Source organism: Brevundimonas bullata, from assembly GCF_014207965.1.
GTDB classification, from domain to species: domain Bacteria; phylum Pseudomonadota; class Alphaproteobacteria; order Caulobacterales; family Caulobacteraceae; genus Brevundimonas; species Brevundimonas bullata_A.
Genome location: NZ_JACHLM010000003.1, coordinates 540836 through 558150, shown reverse-complemented (window position 1 = coordinate 558150; position 17315 = coordinate 540836). Strand labels below are relative to the sequence as shown.

At 66.9% G+C, this 17315-nt stretch carries 17 protein-coding genes; 9 read left to right on the top strand and 8 right to left on the bottom strand.

What is annotated here, in order from left to right; all coding sequences use genetic code 11:
- Window positions 1-37: 37 nt before the first annotated feature.
- Window positions 38-1546, bottom strand: coding sequence for a sensor histidine kinase (locus tag HNP51_RS11430; protein WP_184269377.1), 1509 nt, complete (start codon window positions 1544-1546; stop codon window positions 38-40).
- Window positions 1543-2271, bottom strand: a complete 729-nt coding sequence (locus tag HNP51_RS11425) for a TVP38/TMEM64 family protein (RefSeq protein ID WP_184269379.1) — start codon at window positions 2269-2271, stop codon at window positions 1543-1545. The genes HNP51_RS11430 and HNP51_RS11425 overlap by 4 nt, the downstream gene beginning before the upstream one ends.
- A 167-nt stretch (window positions 2272-2438) precedes the next feature.
- Here HNP51_RS11425 and rpmH point away from each other — a divergent pair, with 167 nt between their 5' ends.
- The 5 genes from rpmH to HNP51_RS11400 are packed head-to-tail and all read left to right on the top strand — an operon-like array spanning window position 2439 to window position 6566.
- The gene (gene rpmH / locus HNP51_RS11420; RefSeq protein ID WP_114818479.1) at window positions 2439-2573 is read left to right on the top strand and encodes a 50S ribosomal protein L34; all 135 of its coding nucleotides are present in this window, start codon (window positions 2439-2441) and stop codon (window positions 2571-2573) included.
- 33 nt (window positions 2574-2606) lie between these two features.
- Entirely contained in the window at window positions 2607-3035 is a 429-nt protein-coding gene (rnpA, locus tag HNP51_RS11415; RefSeq protein ID WP_184269381.1) for a ribonuclease P protein component, read from the top strand.
- Between the two features lie 5 nt (window positions 3036-3040).
- Complete coding sequence (gene yidC, locus HNP51_RS11410) at window positions 3041-4834, top strand: membrane protein insertase YidC (RefSeq protein WP_184269383.1); 1794 nt, start codon at window positions 3041-3043, stop codon at window positions 4832-4834.
- Window positions 4835-4838: 4 nt separating this feature from the next.
- Entirely contained in the window at window positions 4839-5510 is a 672-nt protein-coding gene (yihA, locus tag HNP51_RS11405; protein WP_184269385.1) for a ribosome biogenesis GTP-binding protein YihA/YsxC, read from the top strand.
- Window positions 5511-5570: 60 nt separating this feature from the next.
- Window positions 5571-6566: an LLM class flavin-dependent oxidoreductase gene (locus HNP51_RS11400; RefSeq protein WP_184269387.1), complete on the top strand. Its 996-nt coding sequence runs from the start codon at window positions 5571-5573 to the stop codon at window positions 6564-6566.
- Here HNP51_RS11400 and HNP51_RS11395 read toward each other — a convergent pair.
- Genes HNP51_RS11395 through HNP51_RS11380 form a run of 4 tightly spaced genes read right to left on the bottom strand, consistent with a single transcriptional unit; the run spans window position 6563 to window position 10529 of the window.
- Window positions 6563-7081 (bottom strand): hypothetical protein, encoded by a 519-nt coding sequence (locus HNP51_RS11395; protein WP_184269389.1) that lies wholly within the window; start codon window positions 7079-7081, stop codon window positions 6563-6565. The genes HNP51_RS11400 and HNP51_RS11395 overlap by 4 nt on opposite strands.
- A gap of 4 nt (window positions 7082-7085) precedes the next feature.
- Window positions 7086-8234: a polysaccharide biosynthesis/export family protein gene (locus HNP51_RS11390; RefSeq protein ID WP_184269391.1), complete on the bottom strand. Its 1149-nt coding sequence runs from the start codon at window positions 8232-8234 to the stop codon at window positions 7086-7088.
- A gap of 28 nt (window positions 8235-8262) precedes the next feature.
- Entirely contained in the window at window positions 8263-9537 is a 1275-nt protein-coding gene (locus HNP51_RS11385; RefSeq protein WP_184269393.1) for a glycosyltransferase family 1 protein, read from the bottom strand.
- Complete coding sequence (locus tag HNP51_RS11380; protein ID WP_184269395.1) at window positions 9537-10529, bottom strand: SIS domain-containing protein; 993 nt, start codon at window positions 10527-10529, stop codon at window positions 9537-9539. The genes HNP51_RS11385 and HNP51_RS11380 overlap by 1 nt, the downstream gene beginning before the upstream one ends.
- A gap of 184 nt (window positions 10530-10713) precedes the next feature.
- Between HNP51_RS11380 and otsB the strand changes: the two genes are divergently transcribed.
- The 3 genes from otsB to HNP51_RS11365 are packed head-to-tail and all read left to right on the top strand — an operon-like array spanning window position 10714 to window position 14683.
- Window positions 10714-11478 (top strand): trehalose-phosphatase, encoded by a 765-nt coding sequence (gene otsB / locus HNP51_RS11375; protein ID WP_184269397.1) that lies wholly within the window; start codon window positions 10714-10716, stop codon window positions 11476-11478.
- Complete coding sequence (locus tag HNP51_RS11370; protein WP_184269399.1) at window positions 11475-13262, top strand: glycoside hydrolase family 15 protein; 1788 nt, start codon at window positions 11475-11477, stop codon at window positions 13260-13262. The genes otsB and HNP51_RS11370 overlap by 4 nt, the downstream gene beginning before the upstream one ends.
- On the top strand, window positions 13259-14683 hold the full coding sequence (locus HNP51_RS11365; RefSeq protein ID WP_184269401.1) for a trehalose-6-phosphate synthase: 1425 nt from the start codon (window positions 13259-13261) through the stop codon (window positions 14681-14683). The genes HNP51_RS11370 and HNP51_RS11365 overlap by 4 nt, the downstream gene beginning before the upstream one ends.
- Here HNP51_RS11365 and HNP51_RS11360 read toward each other — a convergent pair.
- Window positions 14680-15291, bottom strand: a complete 612-nt coding sequence (locus HNP51_RS11360) for a glutathione S-transferase family protein (protein ID WP_184269403.1) — start codon at window positions 15289-15291, stop codon at window positions 14680-14682. The genes HNP51_RS11365 and HNP51_RS11360 overlap by 4 nt on opposite strands.
- Before the next feature lie 111 nt (window positions 15292-15402).
- Between HNP51_RS11360 and HNP51_RS11355 the strand changes: the two genes are divergently transcribed.
- On the top strand, window positions 15403-16113 hold the full coding sequence (locus tag HNP51_RS11355; protein WP_184269405.1) for a YafY family protein: 711 nt from the start codon (window positions 15403-15405) through the stop codon (window positions 16111-16113).
- Here HNP51_RS11355 and HNP51_RS11350 read toward each other — a convergent pair.
- Window positions 16107-17309 carry an acetyl-CoA C-acyltransferase gene (locus HNP51_RS11350; RefSeq protein WP_184269407.1) on the bottom strand — a complete coding sequence of 401 codons (1203 nt, stop codon included), beginning with the start codon at window positions 17307-17309 and terminating at the stop codon, window positions 16107-16109. The genes HNP51_RS11355 and HNP51_RS11350 overlap by 7 nt on opposite strands.
- Between the last annotated feature and the right edge of the window lie 6 nt (window positions 17310-17315).

Sequence of the window (17315 nt, the reverse complement as noted above, 5' to 3'; positions counted from 1 at the left end):
AACAACGCGCGGGTCAGGCCAAGGGCTGCAATGCCGTTTAGACCGGCAGCCGGAGTTCGAAGGTGGTGCCCTCGGGGCTGGTGTTCAGCAGGCGCAGCTCGCCGCCGTGGTTGGCCGCCAATTCGCGAGAGATGGTCAGGCCCAGGCCTGTGCCCTCCGAGGCGCGACCGCTGACGAAGGCCTCGAACAGCCGTCCGGCCAGGCGGTCGGGAATGCCAGGTCCGTCGTCGGTGATGCGCACGGCGACGACCCCGTCGCGGGCCTCGGCGCGGACCGTGATGCGGCCCTTCTTGTCGCGCGCGGGATCGCTCTCGATGGCCTGGCGGGCGTTACGCATCAGGTTGACCAGGATGCGATGAAGCTGGTCGCTGTCGGCGTTTACCGTGAGGCGGGCGGGCAGGTCACGGACCAGACGCACGCCGTCTTCCTCCAGCCCCGCGTCCTCGGCGGCCACGGCGACCGCGCGGGCCAGCAGCATCTTCTGCCGTTGCGGCGCGGCCTCTTCCGACTTGCCGTATTCCAGCACGTTGCGGGCCAGGGCGGCGGCGCGGCCCAGGGCGCGCTCCAGCCGGGGCAGGGCCTTGGCCACCAGGGGGTCGGACGAGCTGGACAGGCGCTCGGACGCCATCTGGGCCGAGGTCAGCATGTTGCGCAGGTCGTGGTTGATCTTGGCCACCGCCTCGCCCAGGGCCACCAGACGGGCGCGTGAGCGCAGGGACTGGCGCACCTCTTCCTGCATCCGCGCCAGTTCGCGCTCGACCCGACCGATCTCGTCCTTGCGGTCCGAAGGCGTCTCGGCGGGGCTTTCAGGGTCGGCGGCGAAGCGTTCGATGGCGCGCGTCACTCGGCGCAAGGGCGCCAGAACCAGGAAGGACAGGCCGGCGTAGAGCAGACCCCCCGCGACCACGGCGATCAGCAGCGACATGGTCAGGCTGTTCAGCAGGAAGGACTTCAGCTCGGTTTTCAGCGGCTGGGCCGGGGCCAGGATCTCGATGAAGTCACCTGAACGATAGCGCGGCTTGGCCTGCACCCGGATGGAGCGGTCAGGGTGGCCGAACAGGGTCTTCCACGGGTCCAGCAGCCGGGCGCCGACATTGCGCTGGCGCAGGTCGATCAGATCCGGCGCGCGGGGCAGGTTGGGGGCCTGCAGCAGCAGGCGGCGTACGCCTTGCTCGCCGACGACGACGGACTGGACGCCGCCGATGCTGAGCAGTTGTTCGGCGGTGGAATCCTCGACGGCCGAATAGGGCAGGGCCTCGACCCCTACGGAGGCCAGTTCCGCGGCCTGCAGCCGATCCATCAGCCAGCGCTCCTGGAAGGAGGCGGCGCTGGGCACGATGATCAGGGCGGCGACCGCCAGGGTGAAGGCCACGGTCAGCAGCAGCAGGCGGCTGGACAGCCCGTCGGGCGCACGAGGCGTCAGGCGCTCGCGCCAAATCGGGGGCAGCAGCTCAGGCAGGCGCACCGCTTGCAGGCGTGCAATCAGGCCCGTCTCGTCGCGGGGGCGCGTAGGCAGTCGAGTCTCGATCGCGTTCCGTTCCGTCATGCGGCGTCCATGCCGTGCCGAGCCCGCCATTTCTGCACTAATTTGAGCCCCAGGGGCAGCAACATCGACAGGAAGGCCACGCCCATCAAGGGCCAGATGAACTCGGCGAACAGGCTTTCCAGGTTCGGATCGGGATCGCGGATCAGGATTTCGTTCAGGCTGGACCCGATCCAGCAATAGATGATGTGCGCCGGCAAAAGCCCGATGAAGGTGGCGACCATGTAGGGGCGCAGGGGCGCGGCCATGACGCCCGCCGCCACATTGATCAGGTGGAAGGGCACCGACACGACCAGGCGCGCCACCAGGACGTACCAGAAGGTGTTCTTGTCCACGCCTTCGCAGACCTTCCTTAACAGGCCGGTGTCCTGAGCCGCGCGTCGGCGCAGGGTTTCGCCCAGGGCGGTGCGCCCCACATAATAGACGCCGAGGGCCCCTATGGTGGCGGCGAAGGCCGTAGAGACCCCTCCGACCCAGGGGCCGAATAGATAACCCGCCGTCACGGTGATGAAGACCACGCCGGGCACCACGCTGGCGGTCAGCAGGGCGAAAACCAGCATCAGCGCCAGCAGAGTCAGGATATAGTGCTGATCCGCCAGGGCCTGAAACGCCGCGCCGTGCTGGCGCAGGGTGTCCAGCGACAGGTAGCGGTTCCAGCCCATGCCGAAGATCAGCGCGATCGCCGCCAGCAGGACGGCGAGGGGCAGAAATCGTTTGACCCGGTTCATCCCTGCTCCGTAACCGACGCGGCCCAGCTTCCCTAGAAGTTTCAGACGCATTGCAACGCGTTGGATCGCTTGTCGGCGTTGACTCGTCCGTCACCGCCGCTTATACGCCCGCCTCCTGCACCGGATGACTGTGTCCGTTGCCAAACCCTGTAGCCCTGGAGCCGAACGTGAAGCGGACCTATCAGCCGTCGCGACTCGTGCGCAAGCGCCGTCACGGCTTCCGTTCGCGGATGGCCACCAAGAACGGACAGAAGATCGTCATGCGTCGCCGCGCCAAAGGCCGTAAGCGCCTGACGGCCTAGCGTCAGGCGCCCATTACCCTTCAGGGCGGGCGCATGACCGATGCGATGAAAATCGATCGCCTGACACGGCGGCCCCAGTTTCTGGCGGCCGCCAAAGGTGTTTCTCAGGCCCGCGGCGCCGTGGTGGTCCAGCAACTGGATCGCCAGGACGGACAGACCGCGATCCGCCTGGGATTCACCGCCACCCGCAAGGTGGGCGGAGCTGTGGTGCGAAACCGCTGCAAACGCCGCCTGCGCGAGGCTGCGCGGCTTCTGGCGCCCCTGCACGGGCGTCCCGGCTGCGACTATGTGTTCATCGCCCGCATGGGCACGGCGGACCGCGACTGGGACCGCTTGCTTGACGATGTGAAATCGGCCCTTACAAGGCTCGCAACCCCGCGTGCGGCTCCCGATATGGGAGATGCGGCGAAATCGCCCGCCCGCGCCTTTGACGATTCGCGCCCCTCCGGCCAGGACCGCTGACCCCGATGCAGAACGAGAATTCGCGCAACACCATTATCTTCTTTGTGTGCGCGGCCCTGATCATGGGCGTTTACTACTTCATGGTGATGCGCCCGCAGGCCGAGATGCGCCGCCAGCAGCAGGTCGTGGCCGCCGAGCAGCAGGCTGCGACGGCCGACGGCGGCCTGACGTCCGGTTCCGCCGCTCCGGCCGCCTTCGTGGCTGACCGCGCCCAGGCCCTGGGCACAGCGGCCCGCGTGCCGATCCAGACGCCCAAGCTCAAGGGCTCGCTGTCGCTGCAGGGCGCGCGCATCGACGACCTGTACCTGACCGATTACAAAGAGACGCTGGACAAGAATTCTCCGCCGGTCGAGCTGTTCCGCCCGCAGGGCATGGAGCACGCCTACTTCGCCCAGTTCGGCTGGAGCGGCCCCAACGTCGCCGGCGGCGTTCCCGGACCCAACACGCCCTGGGCCCTGACCAAGGGCGCGACCCTGACCCCGACCACGCCGGTTGAACTGACCTGGGACAATGGCCAGGGCCTGCGCTTCACGCGCGTCATCGCCATCGATGACCAGTATGTCTTCACCGTCAGCGACACCGTGGCCAACCTGAGCGGCCAGCCGATCACCATCGCCCCCTATGGCCGCGTCGAGCGCCAGGGCGTGCCCGCTGATCTGGGCAAGCAGATGATCCTGCACGAAGGCGCCATCGGCGCCTTCGGCGCGAACGGCAAGTTCACCACCGAACAGGTCAAGTACAAGGACTGGGCCAAGAAGCCGCGCATTGAGAAGCAGTCGACCGGCGGCTGGCTGGGCATCACCGACAAGTACTGGATGGCCGCGCTCATCCCGGACCAGAAGGAAGCCATCGAAGGCCGCTTCGCCGTTCGCGATCCCGACGGTCTGAACGTTCACGAAGCCGCCATGCTGGGCGCGACCCGCACCATTCAGCCGGGCCGTCAGATTGAAGAGACCCAACGTCTGTTCGCCGGCGCCAAGCGCAACGAAATCCTGGCCGGCTATGAGAAGAGCCTGGATCTGCCGCGCTTCGTCTACGCCATCGACTGGGGCATGTTCTGGTTCCTGACGCGCCCGATCTTCATGATCGTGGAATTCTTCTACGGCGTTCTCGGCAACTTCGGCCTGGCCATCCTGGCCCTGACGGTCGTGGTCAAGCTGATCATGTTCCCGCTGGCCAACAAGTCCTACGAAAGCCTGTCCAAGATGCGGACCCTCCAGCCCAAGATGGAGGAGATCAAAAAGAAATTTAAGGACGACCCGCAGAAGCAGCAGCAGGAGACGATGGCCCTGTATCAGCGGGAGAAGATCAATCCGCTGGCGGGCTGCCTGCCCATCCTGGTTCAGATCCCGGTCTTCTACGCCCTGTACAAGGTGCTGTTCGTCACCATTGAAATGCGCCACGCGCCCTTCTTCGGCTGGATTCGCGATCTGTCGGCGCGCGACCCGTCGACGATCTGGAACCTGTTCGGCGCCATTCCGTGGGACCCCGCGACCCTGCCGCTGGTCGGTTCCCTGCTGAACGGCCCTCTGCACCTGGGCGTCCTGCCCATCGTCTATGGCCTGACCATGTGGCTGCAGCAGTCGATGAACCCGCCGGCCCAGGATCCGATGCAGCGTCAGATCTTCGCCTTCCTGCCCTTCATCTTCACCTTCATCATGGCCCCGTTCGCGGCCGGCCTGCTGATTTACTGGGCTTGGAACAACATCCTCTCGATCGCGCAGCAGTACGTCATCATGCACCGCTTCAAGGCCGAGAACCCGATCGACACGTTCCTCGCCCGTTTCAAGAAAGCCTGACCCATTGGATCAACCGTCGGCAGAGCCCAAGGTCGGAGAATACTCGGACATCGAGATTGAGCAGGCGCGCGTGCTGTTCTCGCGCCCGGCCACCTTCGTCCTGGGCTGCGCCAAGATCGAACAACTGCCCGATCCTGACCTGCCCGAGATCGCCTTTGCGGGCCGGTCAAACGTCGGCAAGTCCAGCCTGATCAACGCCCTGGTCGGGATGCACAAGCTGGCGCGGGCCTCGAACGAGCCGGGCCGTACGCGCGAGGTCAACTTCTTCGACCTGGACGGCCGTCTGCGTCTGGTCGACCTGCCCGGCTACGGCTGGGCCAAAGCGTCCAAGACCACGGTGAAGAAGTTTCAGGATCTGGGCCGCGACTACCTGCGCGGCCGGGTGACGCTGAAGCGAGTCTATCTGCTGATCGACTCTCGTCACGGCCTGAAAAAGGTCGACGACGACGCGCTAAAGGCCCTGGACCTGGCCGCCGTCAGCTATCAGATCATCCTGACCAAGGCTGACAAGCTGAAGAAGGGCGAGATCGAAAAGGTCCAGGCGGAGACGCTGAAGGCCATCTCGAAACGCCCCGCCGCCTTCCCGGCCGTGCTGGTGACCTCGTCCGAAAAGGGCACGGGCATGCCGGAACTGCGCGCCGAGATCATGCGCAGCACGGGCGTCGAACTGACGTAAATCGTCAGTTGTTTCACTCGCCGCTATGGCGTCGCTGACGCGCGGCCCCATATCGAGCGGATGATCCCGCTTTCCATTCTCGACCTCGCGCCGGTGCCCGAGGGTTCCGATGTCTCGCAGTCGCTGGCCAACACTCTCGACCTGGCTCGCCATGCCGAACGTCTCGGCTACAAGCGCTTCTGGCTGGCCGAGCACCACAACATGCCGGGCATCGCCAGCGCTGCGACCTCGGTCGTCATCGGCGCGGTGGCGGCGGCGACGAAGACTATCCGCGTCGGGGCCGGCGGCGTCATGCTGCCCAACCACGCGCCCCTGGTCATCGCCGAGCAGTTCGGCACCCTGAACGCCCTGCACCCCGGCCGTATCGACCTGGGCCTGGGCCGCGCGCCCGGTTCGGATCAGGCCACCGCGCGGGCGCTGCGCCGTACGCTTCAGGGCGACGTGGACGCCTTCCCGCAGGACGTGATGGAGTTGATGCAGTGGTTCGCGCCCGCGACGCCGGATCAGCGCATCATCGCCAACCCCGGCGAGGGGCAGGCCGTGCCGATATGGATTTTGGGGTCGTCCACCTATGGGGCGCAGCTGGCGGCCCATCTGGGCCTGCCCTACGCCTTCGCCAGCCATTTCGCGCCGGGCGAGATGATGCGGGCGCTGGACGTCTATCGTCAGACCTTCCGGCCGTCCGAGCACTTGGAAAAGCCCTACGCCATGCTGGGCTACAATGTCTTCGCCGCCGGGACGGACGAGACCGCGCGTCTGCTGTTCACCTCGGTCCAGCAGGCCTTCGTCAATCTGAGAACGGGCCGTGCCGGCAAGCTGCCTGCCCCGGTCGAGGGCTATTACGAGCGTCTGGACGGCGCCGCACGCGGCATGATTGACGCCGCCCTGGCCTGTTCCGCCGTCGGCTCGCCCGAGACGGTGCGCGCAAGTCTGGAGGCCTTCGTCGCAAGGACCGGCGCGGATGAACTGATGGTCACCAGCCAGATCTGGGATCCCGCGGCGCGGGTGCGCTCGCTGGAGTTGCTGGCCGAGGCGGTCGGGCAGGGTGGAGGTTAACTCGGCTCGTCAGGGGGGCTGAACCTGAGCGCCGTCGGCGAGGCGGCGATCGGGCCGGCTTCCTCGACAAGGCGGCGCCACGCCTCGCCCAGACGAATGGAGTCCGCAAGATCCTGGACCGAGATGGCTGAGCGCTCACTCAGGCGTTGGCGAAGACCTTGGCAAGCGGCCAGAAGCGCCGAGGCATGGCGCACGTCCGGCGCATCCGCCGCGCTTCCCAGGGCCTCATAGGTGCTGTAGCGCCAATGTACGCTGTCGGGCGCGCTGACCAGGGCCCATTTTTCGGCCGGGGTCAGGGCGTCTTCAAGACGCTCCCAGGCGTCGCTGTCAGCCGGACGACGATAGTGCCCCGGCTGTTGCGGCAGACCGTGTCGGCCATAGACCCGTCCCGCCGCCGCTTCGATCGCCTGAAGCAATGACAGAAGATCGGCGGTAGAAGCGTTCGCGTCTTCGCTTCCGCTCGCCGGCGCTGCGGGCGGGTCGGTGAAGCGGCTGCGGCCGAAGCGAACGCGCAATCGACTAGTCGACGTTGATCGCGCTGGTGACCGAGACGTCATAGACCACGCGCGTCACGCTCTGCACGAACTCGAAGAACTTGCGGGCCTCGGCGGCGCCGGCGCGCGGCGCATAGATGATGTCGTCAGGCTCGATCTGGAAGTTGCTGGCGATGAAGAAGCCCGAGCCTTCGTTCAGGTTCAGGCGATAGACCACCGGCACGCCGCGCGGGGTAGCGGGCTGTTGAATGCCGAGGGCTTGGGCCACTTCGGGGCGCTCGAAGCGGAAGACCAGCACCGACTTGGCGTCGGCAAGATTAGAATCGAGGCCGCCGACGCCGCTAAGCGCCTCGGCCAGGGTCAGCGGGCCGGGCGGCAGGTCGGTGCGAGCCACGGCGTTGAAAGCGCCGAAGGAGCTGAACCGGCGGGGTTGGTAGACCAGATTGACTTGGTCGCCGCGTTGCAGCCGCACATTCTCGTTGAACTCGGTCGTGACGATCGACATCGGGGCGGAATAGGTCTGGCCGCCGCGTTGAATGCGGACGGTGACGTCATAGACGGAGCGTGATGAGCCGCCGGCGGCGGCGATGACGTCCAGAATACGATCGTTGTTGGCCGCCAGCGGCTGACGGCCAGGGTTGCGCACCTCGCCCAGCACCGTGACGGCGTTGGAGGTGTTGCCCGCCATGGTGACGATGACCTGGGGGTTGGCGACCTTGCCGACCAGGGCGCGGCGTACGGCGGCGGAAGCCTGGGCCGGGGTCAAGCCCTGAACCGAAACCGATCCGGCGAAGGGAACCGGCACGGCGCCGTTCCGATCCACCACCAGGGGCGGCAGGGTCTGGTTTCCGCTTTCGCTGCTGCGGCTCGAACTCCCGCCGCCGAACAGGCCCCCGCTCGGCTCGAAGATGCTGACGGCCAGCGTGTCGCCCACGCCGATGACGTCCGTCGGCGCTTCGCTGGAGGCCAGCGCCAGGGTGCTGAAGGAGCGTTGCGGCGCCGCCTTCAGTAGCTCGCTGAGCGCGAAGTCCAGATTGACCAGGGCGTAGTCACCCTGCTGCTGCTCTGTGCTGGCGCTCTTCACCACCCCCATGCCGGAGGGCCCGTCACGCGGGAGCGTCGAGCAGCCGGCGAGAAGAGCGACGATCATCAGACTGGCGGCGGTACGGGTCATTGCAGCTCGCTTCAAGTTCGTCTGATGCTTACCCGGCGACGGCTGTCGCCGCCAGAGGGGGCAGAAGACGATCCCCTATCTGTTGGAAATGCGACTGCCAGGTCGGAGCCTGATAGGCGGGTGCGGTCGGGCGATGCAGCGTCGCCGCTTCCAACGCCTTCAACCAGCCCAGTCCGTCCAGCGGGTCGATCAGGGTCGCCTGCGGCACCAGTTCGCGGTGCGCGGGAATATCCGAAGCGATCAGCGGCACCCCCAGGGCGCAAGCCTCGACCGCCGGCAGGTCAAAGCCCTCGACGGAGGACGGGGCCAGCACCGCCTGGGCGCCGCGCATCAGGTCCGCTAATGCGGTGTCGGGCAGGTTCTCGACCTGATGCACCAGGCCCTGAAGATTGGGCGAGCGTTGCAGGTGGTCCAGCACGGCCTCGTTCTCCCAGCCATAGCGGCCGATCAGCACCAACCGTGGCGCCTTGTCTCCCATGCATTCCTGGAGGCGCCGCCAGACCGTCAGCAGGAAGGCCAGGTTCTTGCGGGCCTCGATCGTGCCGACATGGACGAAATAGGGACGGCGCGTCGCGTTTGGCGCGCTCTTCATGAAGACCGGCTCAAGACCCAGGTGAGCGACCTCTACGGGCGGCGCCTTCAGCTTTTCACGATCGGCGAAAGCCAGCACTTCGTCAGCAGTGTATTGAGAGTTGACCAGGATGCGAGAGGCGTGGTGCAGGGCGGTCAATACCCGGCGCCGATGCTTGTCGCCGTCGCCGGGGCGGCAGAATTCTGGATGGGTGATGGGGATCAGGTCGTGCAGCATGACGACGCGTTCGATGCCCTGAGCGCTCAGGCTGGTCAGGATGTCGGGCGTGTTCAGACTAGAGTGGCCGACGTTGAAATAGAGCTGGGCCGGCGGCGGCGCGACGATCCCGCGAGAACGGAAATACTGTTTCCAGACGCGAACCTTTTTTCGCTTTTTTTCCGGTTTGAGCGGGTCGGGGGCCTCGCCGATGATCGACGCGGTCGGTTGTTCTGCTTCCAGGGCGGCGAATAGGCGACGCTCGTGGGCGTTAAGGTCGCGTTCGGGCGGTCCGCCGGTCCAGCGGCGGCGCAGCGCGACCATGCACTCACGGAACCATTGCTGATCCACGGCCGCCAACTGATCGTGACGCGAGCGAACGGGCACCATCCGGTAATCCGGGTGACTGATAAGCCATTCGGCATAGGCCAGGCAGACACGGTCGACGCCGGTCGGCGCGCTGCGGTCGGTCCGGCTCAGCAGGCGGCTGGCGTCAAAAAGAATGTCGTGGGTCATCAGGAGACGTAGCCGGCCTGCATTAGTTCGGCGATGTGGATGACGGCGACTGGGCGGTTGTTCTCAATCACGAACAGGTTGGCGATCTTGTTGGCGCTCAACAGGTCGACCACGTCGCTCATGCGGGCGTCTGGCTCCACGGTGATCGGGCTGCGGCTCATGATGTCCTCGGCGTGGATCGCCGTGATGTCGCTGGAGAAGGCGCGGCGGATGTCGCCGTCAGTGATAACCCCCGCCAGGCTGCCATCGGAATGCAGGACCGCGACGGCCCCTTTGCGACCAGCGCTGATGGCCGAGACAACTTCGCTGAAGCTGGCGTCCAGCGGCACGCTGGCGGGGGTGGCGGCATTGTCGCCCATCCACTCACGGACGCTCTGCAGGCTCATGCCCAGGGCGCCCCCCGGGTGGTGCAGGCCGAAGTCCTCCCGGGTGAAGCCGCGACGATCCATCAGCACCATGGCCAGGGCGTCACCGATGGCCAGGGTCATCAGGGTGGAGGTGGTCGGCGCCAGACCGTTGGGGCAGGCCTCGGCCACCTTGGGCATGGTCAGGCTGACGGCCGAGTGACGCCCCAGGAAGCTGCTGGCCCGCTGGGTGATGCTGATGACCGGAATATCGTTGCGCTGGCAATAGAGCAGGGGGTCGCGCAGTTCGCGGCTCTCGCCCGAGTTGGAGATGGCCAGAAGCGTGGTGTCAGGACGCAGCATGCCTAAGTCGCCGTGGCTCATTTCCGCCGGGTGCACGAAGAAGGAGTTGGTGCCGGTCGAGGCCAGGGTGGCGGCGATCTTGCCGCCGATGTGGCCTGACTTGCCCATGCCGGTGACGACCAGATAGCCGGGGCGCGACAGGATGATGTCGCAGGCGCGGGCGATCGAGACGTCGATGGAGCGCTCCAGCGCCTCCAGAGCCTCGATGTTCAGCCGCACGACCTCGCGTGCTCGGCCGGTCATCGCGGCGATCTGTTCCGGCGACGAGTGAAGCGTGTTCGGCATGGGCAGGCTCCTGAGGCGCCGGACCGCTGCGGCGGTTCTTCGTGGCGCATCTGCGAATTGCCCCATCTGGATTGTTCGCACAATGGCGGGGCCGTAGCGGAATTGTCACCTCGGCGGACAACCTTCCGGGCCCGGGTGCGTTCCCAACAGTCTCGACAACAGCATCGAAACGAGTTCGGACCTTATGCCGTCTGCATCCGAGGCGATCGCCTCACGTCTGCCTGAGCCGCCCGTCGCCCTTGCCAAACCCGCCCTCTTCCTCGATCTGGACGGCGTACTGGCGCCCTTGGCGCCGACGCCGGACGCAGTGGGGCCGGATGCGCGACGTACTGAGGTGCTGACCCGGCTGACGGACAGGCTGCAAGGCCGCGTGGCCATCGTCAGTGGGAGGACCCTCAACGAAATCGACCGGATCAGCGACGGCGCGGCCCGCGCGGCCTCGGGGGTGCATGGTCTGCAACGACGACGCGGCGACGGCTCCTTCGCCAACCGGACGCCGGACCCCGCCGTACGCCGCGCGGTGGCCGCGTTTGACGCCTTCGCCGCCAACCGGCCGGGCGTGCTGGTGGAGGACAAGGAGCTGTCGGCGGGTCTTCACTATCGACAAGCTCCCGACGTTTCGGTGGACGCCCTGGCCCTGGCGGCTTCCTTGGCCGAGGAAACGGGGTTGGCCTTGCAGCCGGGCTCCATGGTGCTGGAACTGAAGACCCCCGGCACGGACAAGGGCGTAGCGCTCGCCGCCTTCATGGCCGAGGCGCCGTTTCAAGGGGCTGTGCCTGTCATGGTCGGCGACGACCTGACCGACGAACATGGGTTCGAGGCGGCTGAGCGGCTGGGCGGGTTTGGCGTTCTGGTGGGGACCGAACGCCCGACCGCCGCCCGCTATCGGTTGGAGGATGTCGAGGCCGTTCTCGACTGGCTGGATCAGATCGAAGGAGATCAGCCATGACTCGCCCCAACCTCGACCTGGCCCCTATCGGCAACTGCTCGGTCAGCGCCCTGATCGACCGGACGGGACGCTTCGTCTGGGCCTGCGCCCCGCGGATCGACGGCGACCCGGTCTTTTCAGCCCTGATGGACGGCGATGAGCCCGAGCATGGCTTCTGGGCCATCGAACTGGCCGACATGGTCGCCATCGAGCAGGCCTATGTGCGAAACACCGCCGTCCTGCGCACCGTCATGACGGACGAGCGGGGCGCTGCGGTTGAGATTCTCGACTTCGCGCCGCGCCATTTGAAACATTCGCGCATCTATCGCCCCATCGCCTTCGCGCGGGTGGTGCGACCCCTGTCGGGGGCGCCGCGCATCACCGTGCGGCTGCGGCCGTCGGCGGACTGGGGCGCGCGGCGGGCGGAGCAGACCTCAGGCTCCAACCACATCCGCTATCTGTGCACCGACCTGACGCTGCGGCTGACCACCAACTGCCCCGTCACCCATGTCCAGAACGAGCGGACCTTCCGGCTGGAAGGCGAGCTGGCCTTCTTCCTTGGCCCGGACGAGGGCTATGACCAGTCGGTGATGGCGGGGGTTTCGGCGGCCCTGGATCAGACCATCCAGCACTGGAAGCTGTGGACCCGGACCCTCTATGTGCCGCTGGACTGGCAGGAGGCGGTGATCCGCGCCGCCATCACCCTCAAGCTCTGCGTCTATGAGGAGACCGGCGCCATCGTCGCCGCGATGACGACTTCAGTCCCCGAGTTCCCGGAGAGCGGGCGCAACTGGGACTATCGTTTCTGCTGGGTGCGCGACGCCTATTACACGGTGCGGGCGCTGAACCGGCTGGGGGCGGTGGACATCCTGGAGAACTACCTAGGCTACCTGCGCAATCTGGTGGACGACGCTCAAGGCGGCCATGTCCAGCCCGTCTATGGCGTGGGTCTGGAAGCGGCGATCGGCGAGCGGATCGTCGACAGCGTCGAGGGCTATCGCGGGATGAAGCCGGTGCGCGTCGGCAATCAGGCGCACGAGCATCTGCAACACGACGTCTATGGCCAGATCGTCCTGCCGCTGGTTCAGGCCTTCTTCGACGAGCGGATGCTGAGGCCCGGCACGATCGACGACTTCCACGCCCTGGAAAAGGTCGGCGACCGCGCCTTCGCCATGCACGACCAGACGGACGCGGGCCTGTGGGAGTTCCGCACCATCGCCCGGGTCCATACCTATTCCTCGGTGATGTGCTGGGCCGCCTGCGACCGGCTGGCCAAGGCGGCGCGCCATCTGGGGCTGACTGAGCGGGGCGAGCTCTGGGACGAGCGGGCGCGGCTGATTCGGGCGCGGATCGAGGCCGAGGCCTACCTGCCGGAGGAAGGCCGCTTCGCCGCCAGCTTCGGCGGGACAGAGCTGGACGCCTCTCTGTTGCAGATGACCGATCTGGGCTTCCTCGACGCCCGCGACCCGCGTCAGGTCAAGACCTTCGAGGCTGTGGAGCGGGATCTGAAGCGCGGCCCCTATCTGTTCCGCTACATCCACCCCGACGACTTCGGCGAGCCGGAGACGGCGTTCAACTTCTGCACCTTCTGGTTCATCGAGGCCCTGCATCTGAATGGGCGAACGGAGGAGGCGAGGGCCATCTTCGACCAAATGCTCAGTCAAAGGACCCACGCGGGTCTGCTCAGCGAGGATATCTCGATTCAGGACGGGGAGCTGTGGGGCAACTACCCGCAGACCTATTCCCTGGTCGGGATCATCAACTGCGCGGTCCTGCTCAGTCGTTCATGGCAGGACGCGCGATGAGCCGGTTGATTGTCGTCTCGAACCGCGTCTCGGCGCCCAAGGACCCGGCGGCGGGCTCGGCGGGGGGGCTGGCCATGGCCCTGTCAGCGGCGTTGCGCAAATACGACGGCCTGTGGTTCGGCTGGTCCGGCGAAACGGTCGAGCAGTTCACCGGCGAATTGAACATCGAGGACCGGGCGGGCGTCACCGTCGCCACCGTCGATCTGGAGCCGCAGGACGTCGACGAATATTACAACGGCTACGCCAACAAGACCCTGTGGCCGCTCTTCCATCACCGGGTCGATCTGACGGCCTATGAGCGGTCCTATGGCGAGGGCTATGAACGGACCAATCGCCGCTTCGCCGAGGTGCTGCAGCCGCTGATCCAGCCCGACGACATCATCTGGATCCACGACTATCACATGATCCCGATGGCGCGGGACCTGCGCCGTCTGGGGGTGAAGAATCGGATCGGCTTCTTCCTGCACACGCCCTGGCCGGCGCGCCAGCTGCTGGTGACCCTGCCGCATCATCGCCGGCTGGTGGAGTCGATGTTCTATTTCGACCTGATCGGCTTCCATACTCATGAATGGCTCGGCCTGTTCGAGCGCTACGTCGAGGTCGAGGCGCGGGGGCGGGTGTCGCCCGACCATGTGATCGAGGCCTTCGGCCGTCGGGTTCAATGCGGGGTCTTCCCCATCGGCATCGATGTGGACGGCTTCCTGGCGGCGCGCGACTCGGTGCTGGGGGGCAAGACCTACGACCGGATGGCGGCCTCGGCGGCCTTCCGCTCGATGATCGTCGGCGTGGATCGGTTGGACTACTCCAAGGGGCTGGAGCAGCGAATGCTGGGCTTCGAGCAGTTCCTCGAGGACAACCCCGCCATGCGCGGCGAGGTCTTCCTGTTGCAGGTGACGCCGATCTCGCGTGACGACGTGGATACCTATCAGGACATACGCGGGCGGCTGGACGCCCTGGCCGGGCGGATCAACGGCGCCTATGCCGACATGGACTGGCAGCCGATCCGCTATCTGAACCGCACCTTCCGGCGGGATCAGCTGGCGGGGCTCTATCGCGCGGCCAAGGTCGGCCTGGTCACGCCCCTGCGCGACGGCATGAACCTGGTGGCCAAGGAATATGTGGCGGCCCAGAACCCCGAGGATCCCGGCGTGCTGATCCTGTCGCGTTTCGCCGGCGCCGCCGAGCAGATGGGCGAGGCCCTGCTGGTCAATCCCCTCAGCCGTGAAGAGCTGTCGGAAGCGATCAAGACGGCCCTGACCATGCCCCTGGAGGAGCGCATCCGAAAATGGAAGGCGCTGATGCAGGTGGTGCGCGACACCGACGTGGGGATATGGCGCGACAGCTATGTCGGGGCGCTCAAGAAGGTCGCGATCCGCGCCGACGACGAAGTGGTCGCCGACGCGGCCGAACCTGCGGCCTAGCTGGCCTCGGCGTACTGCGGCGGCGTGCCGTCGCGGGCGAGGGCGCGGGCGTGGGCGGGACGCGCCGCCAGCCGCTCGACATAGGCGTCCAGCAGGGGGCTTTCGGGCAGGTGCTCGCGCGCCCAAGCCACGGTGCTGCCGATCAGGACGTCGGCCACGGTGAAGCGGTCGCCCATCAGCCAGGGACCTTCCCACAGGGCCTCCAGCAGCCGGGTCATGGCGGCGTCGTAACGGGCACGAGCATAGGCGTCGGCGTCCACCGCGCCGGTCATCTTGTTCCACAGCGACGGCTCCAGCTCGCCCGAGGCCCAGAACATCCAGGTCAGCAGGGGACCGCGCTGCGGCGACGCCGGGGGGAAGCCGAGACCCGCCTCGGGATGGAGGCCGGTCAGGTAGAGGGCGACCGCCGCCGATTCGGTGATCAGGGCGCGGTTGTGCAGCAGGGCCGGGACCTTGCCGTCGGGATGAGGGTTCCTGGGATCGGCGGCGCCCGTGCCGTCCATGCGGCGGATGTCGCAATATTCGATGCGGCAATCGGCCCCCAGCTCCTCGACCAGCCAGACCAGGCGCGAGGAACGGGACCAGGGGGCGTGGAACAGGGTCAGCATCGATAATCCTCCCAGATATCGCGCCGCGACGGAGCGTCGGCGGCGGTCCGTCTTGACTACTGACACCCTGCTGCCACCATGCTGTCAGCAGTCTTCGGCCAGGGTGGGGACATGAGACGCGCCGACCGACTGTTCCAGATCATCCAGGTGCTGCGCCGGGCCACGCGTCCGGTGACGGCCGACGCCATCGCGGCCGAGCTGGAGACCTCCAAACGCACCGTCTATCGCGACATCGCCGCCCTGCTGGGTCAGCGGGTGCCGATCCGAGGCGAGGCGGGGTTGGGCTATGTGCTGGACGGCGGTTTCGACCTGCCGCCGCTGATGCTGACGTCCGATGAGATCGAGGCGGCGGTGCTGGGGGCGCAATGGGTGGCGGCGCGCGGCGATCCGGCCCTGGCCCGCGCGGCGCGTGACTTGACCGCCAAGATCGCCGCCATCGTGCCGGAACGTCTGCGCTCGGTGGTGCTGGAGCCTTCAGTGGCCACGCCGCCGCCGTGGGAGCAGAAGATGGAGACTGTGGATCTGGCCCAGGTGCGGGCCTGGATTCACGCCGGGCGCAAGCTGCGGCTCTATTACGCCGACGAGCAGGGGCGAGAGACGACGCGCGTCATTTGGCCCTGCCTGATCGGCTATCACGAGAGGGCGCGTCTGCTAATCGCCTGGTGCGAGACGCGCGAGGACTTCCGCAGCTTCCGCGCCGACCGGGTGGTCGACGCCGAGTTTCTGGAAGACCGCTATCCCGGTCGGCCCGCCGTCCTGCGCCAGCGCTGGTTCGCAGCGATGGAGGTGCGGCGGGCCGCCGAGTGCGAAGGGCTTCAGTAGATCTCGAACAATCCGGCAGCCCCCATGCCCCCGCCGATGCACATGGTGACGACGCCGTACTTGGCCCCGCGCCGCTTGCCTTCGATCAGGACGTGGCCGGTCATCCGCGCGCCCGACATGCCGTAGGGGTGGCCGATGGAGACGGCGCCGCCTGAGACATTCAACCGGTCATTGGGGATGCCGAGTTTGTCTCGGCAATAGAGGACCTGCACGGCGAAGGCCTCGTTCAGCTCCCAGATGCCGATGTCGTCCATGGTCAGGCCGTGACGTTTCAGCAGCTTGGGCACGGCGAAGACTGGGCCGATGCCCATTTCGTCCGGTTCGCAGCCCGCCACGGCCATGCCGCGATAGGCGCCCAGAGGCTGCAGGCCGCGCTTCACCGCCTCGCCCGCCTCCATGATGACGCAGGCCGAGGCGCCGTCCGACAACTGCGACGCATTGCCGGCGGTGATGAACTCGCCCTGCTGGATTTCCTCGCCGCCGCCGAAGACGGGCTTCAGCGATTGCAGGCCTTCGAGCGTGGTGTCCGGCCGGTTGCCCTCGTCCTTGCCCAGCGTGACTTCCTGCGACGAGGTTTGGCCGGTGGCCTTGTCCATGACCAGCATCGAGGTCGTCATGGGCACGATCTCGGCATCGAAATGACCGGCGGCCTGGGCCGCCGCCGTGCGCTGCTGCGACTGCAGGGCGTAAACGTCCTGGGCGTCGCGGCTGATGCCATAGCGACGGCTGACGACCTCGGCGGTCTCCAGCATCGACATATAGATGTGGGGCGACAGCTTCAGCAGCGCCTCGTCCTTCATCCGATAGAGGTTCATGTGCTGGTTCTGCACCAGGGAGATGCTCTCCAGCCCGCCGCCGACCGCCATCTTCTGCTGGTCGAAGATGACCTGCTTGGCCGCCGTGGCGATGCCCATCAGGCCCGAAGCGCACTGACGATCCAGGCTCATGCCCGGCACGGAGGAGGGGAGACCCGCCGCCAGCGCCACCTGACGCGCTACGTTCGTCCCGGTCGAGCCCTGTTGCAGGGCCGCGCCCATGACGACGTCCTCGATCTCGGCTGGATCGACGCCGGCGCGTGCGACCGCGTGCTTTACCGCATGGGCGCCGAGCTGTTGCGCCTGGGTGTCGTTGAAGGCCCCGCGATAGGCCCGGCCGATCGGGGTGCGGGCGGTGGAGACGATGACGGCTTCACGCATGGAGAA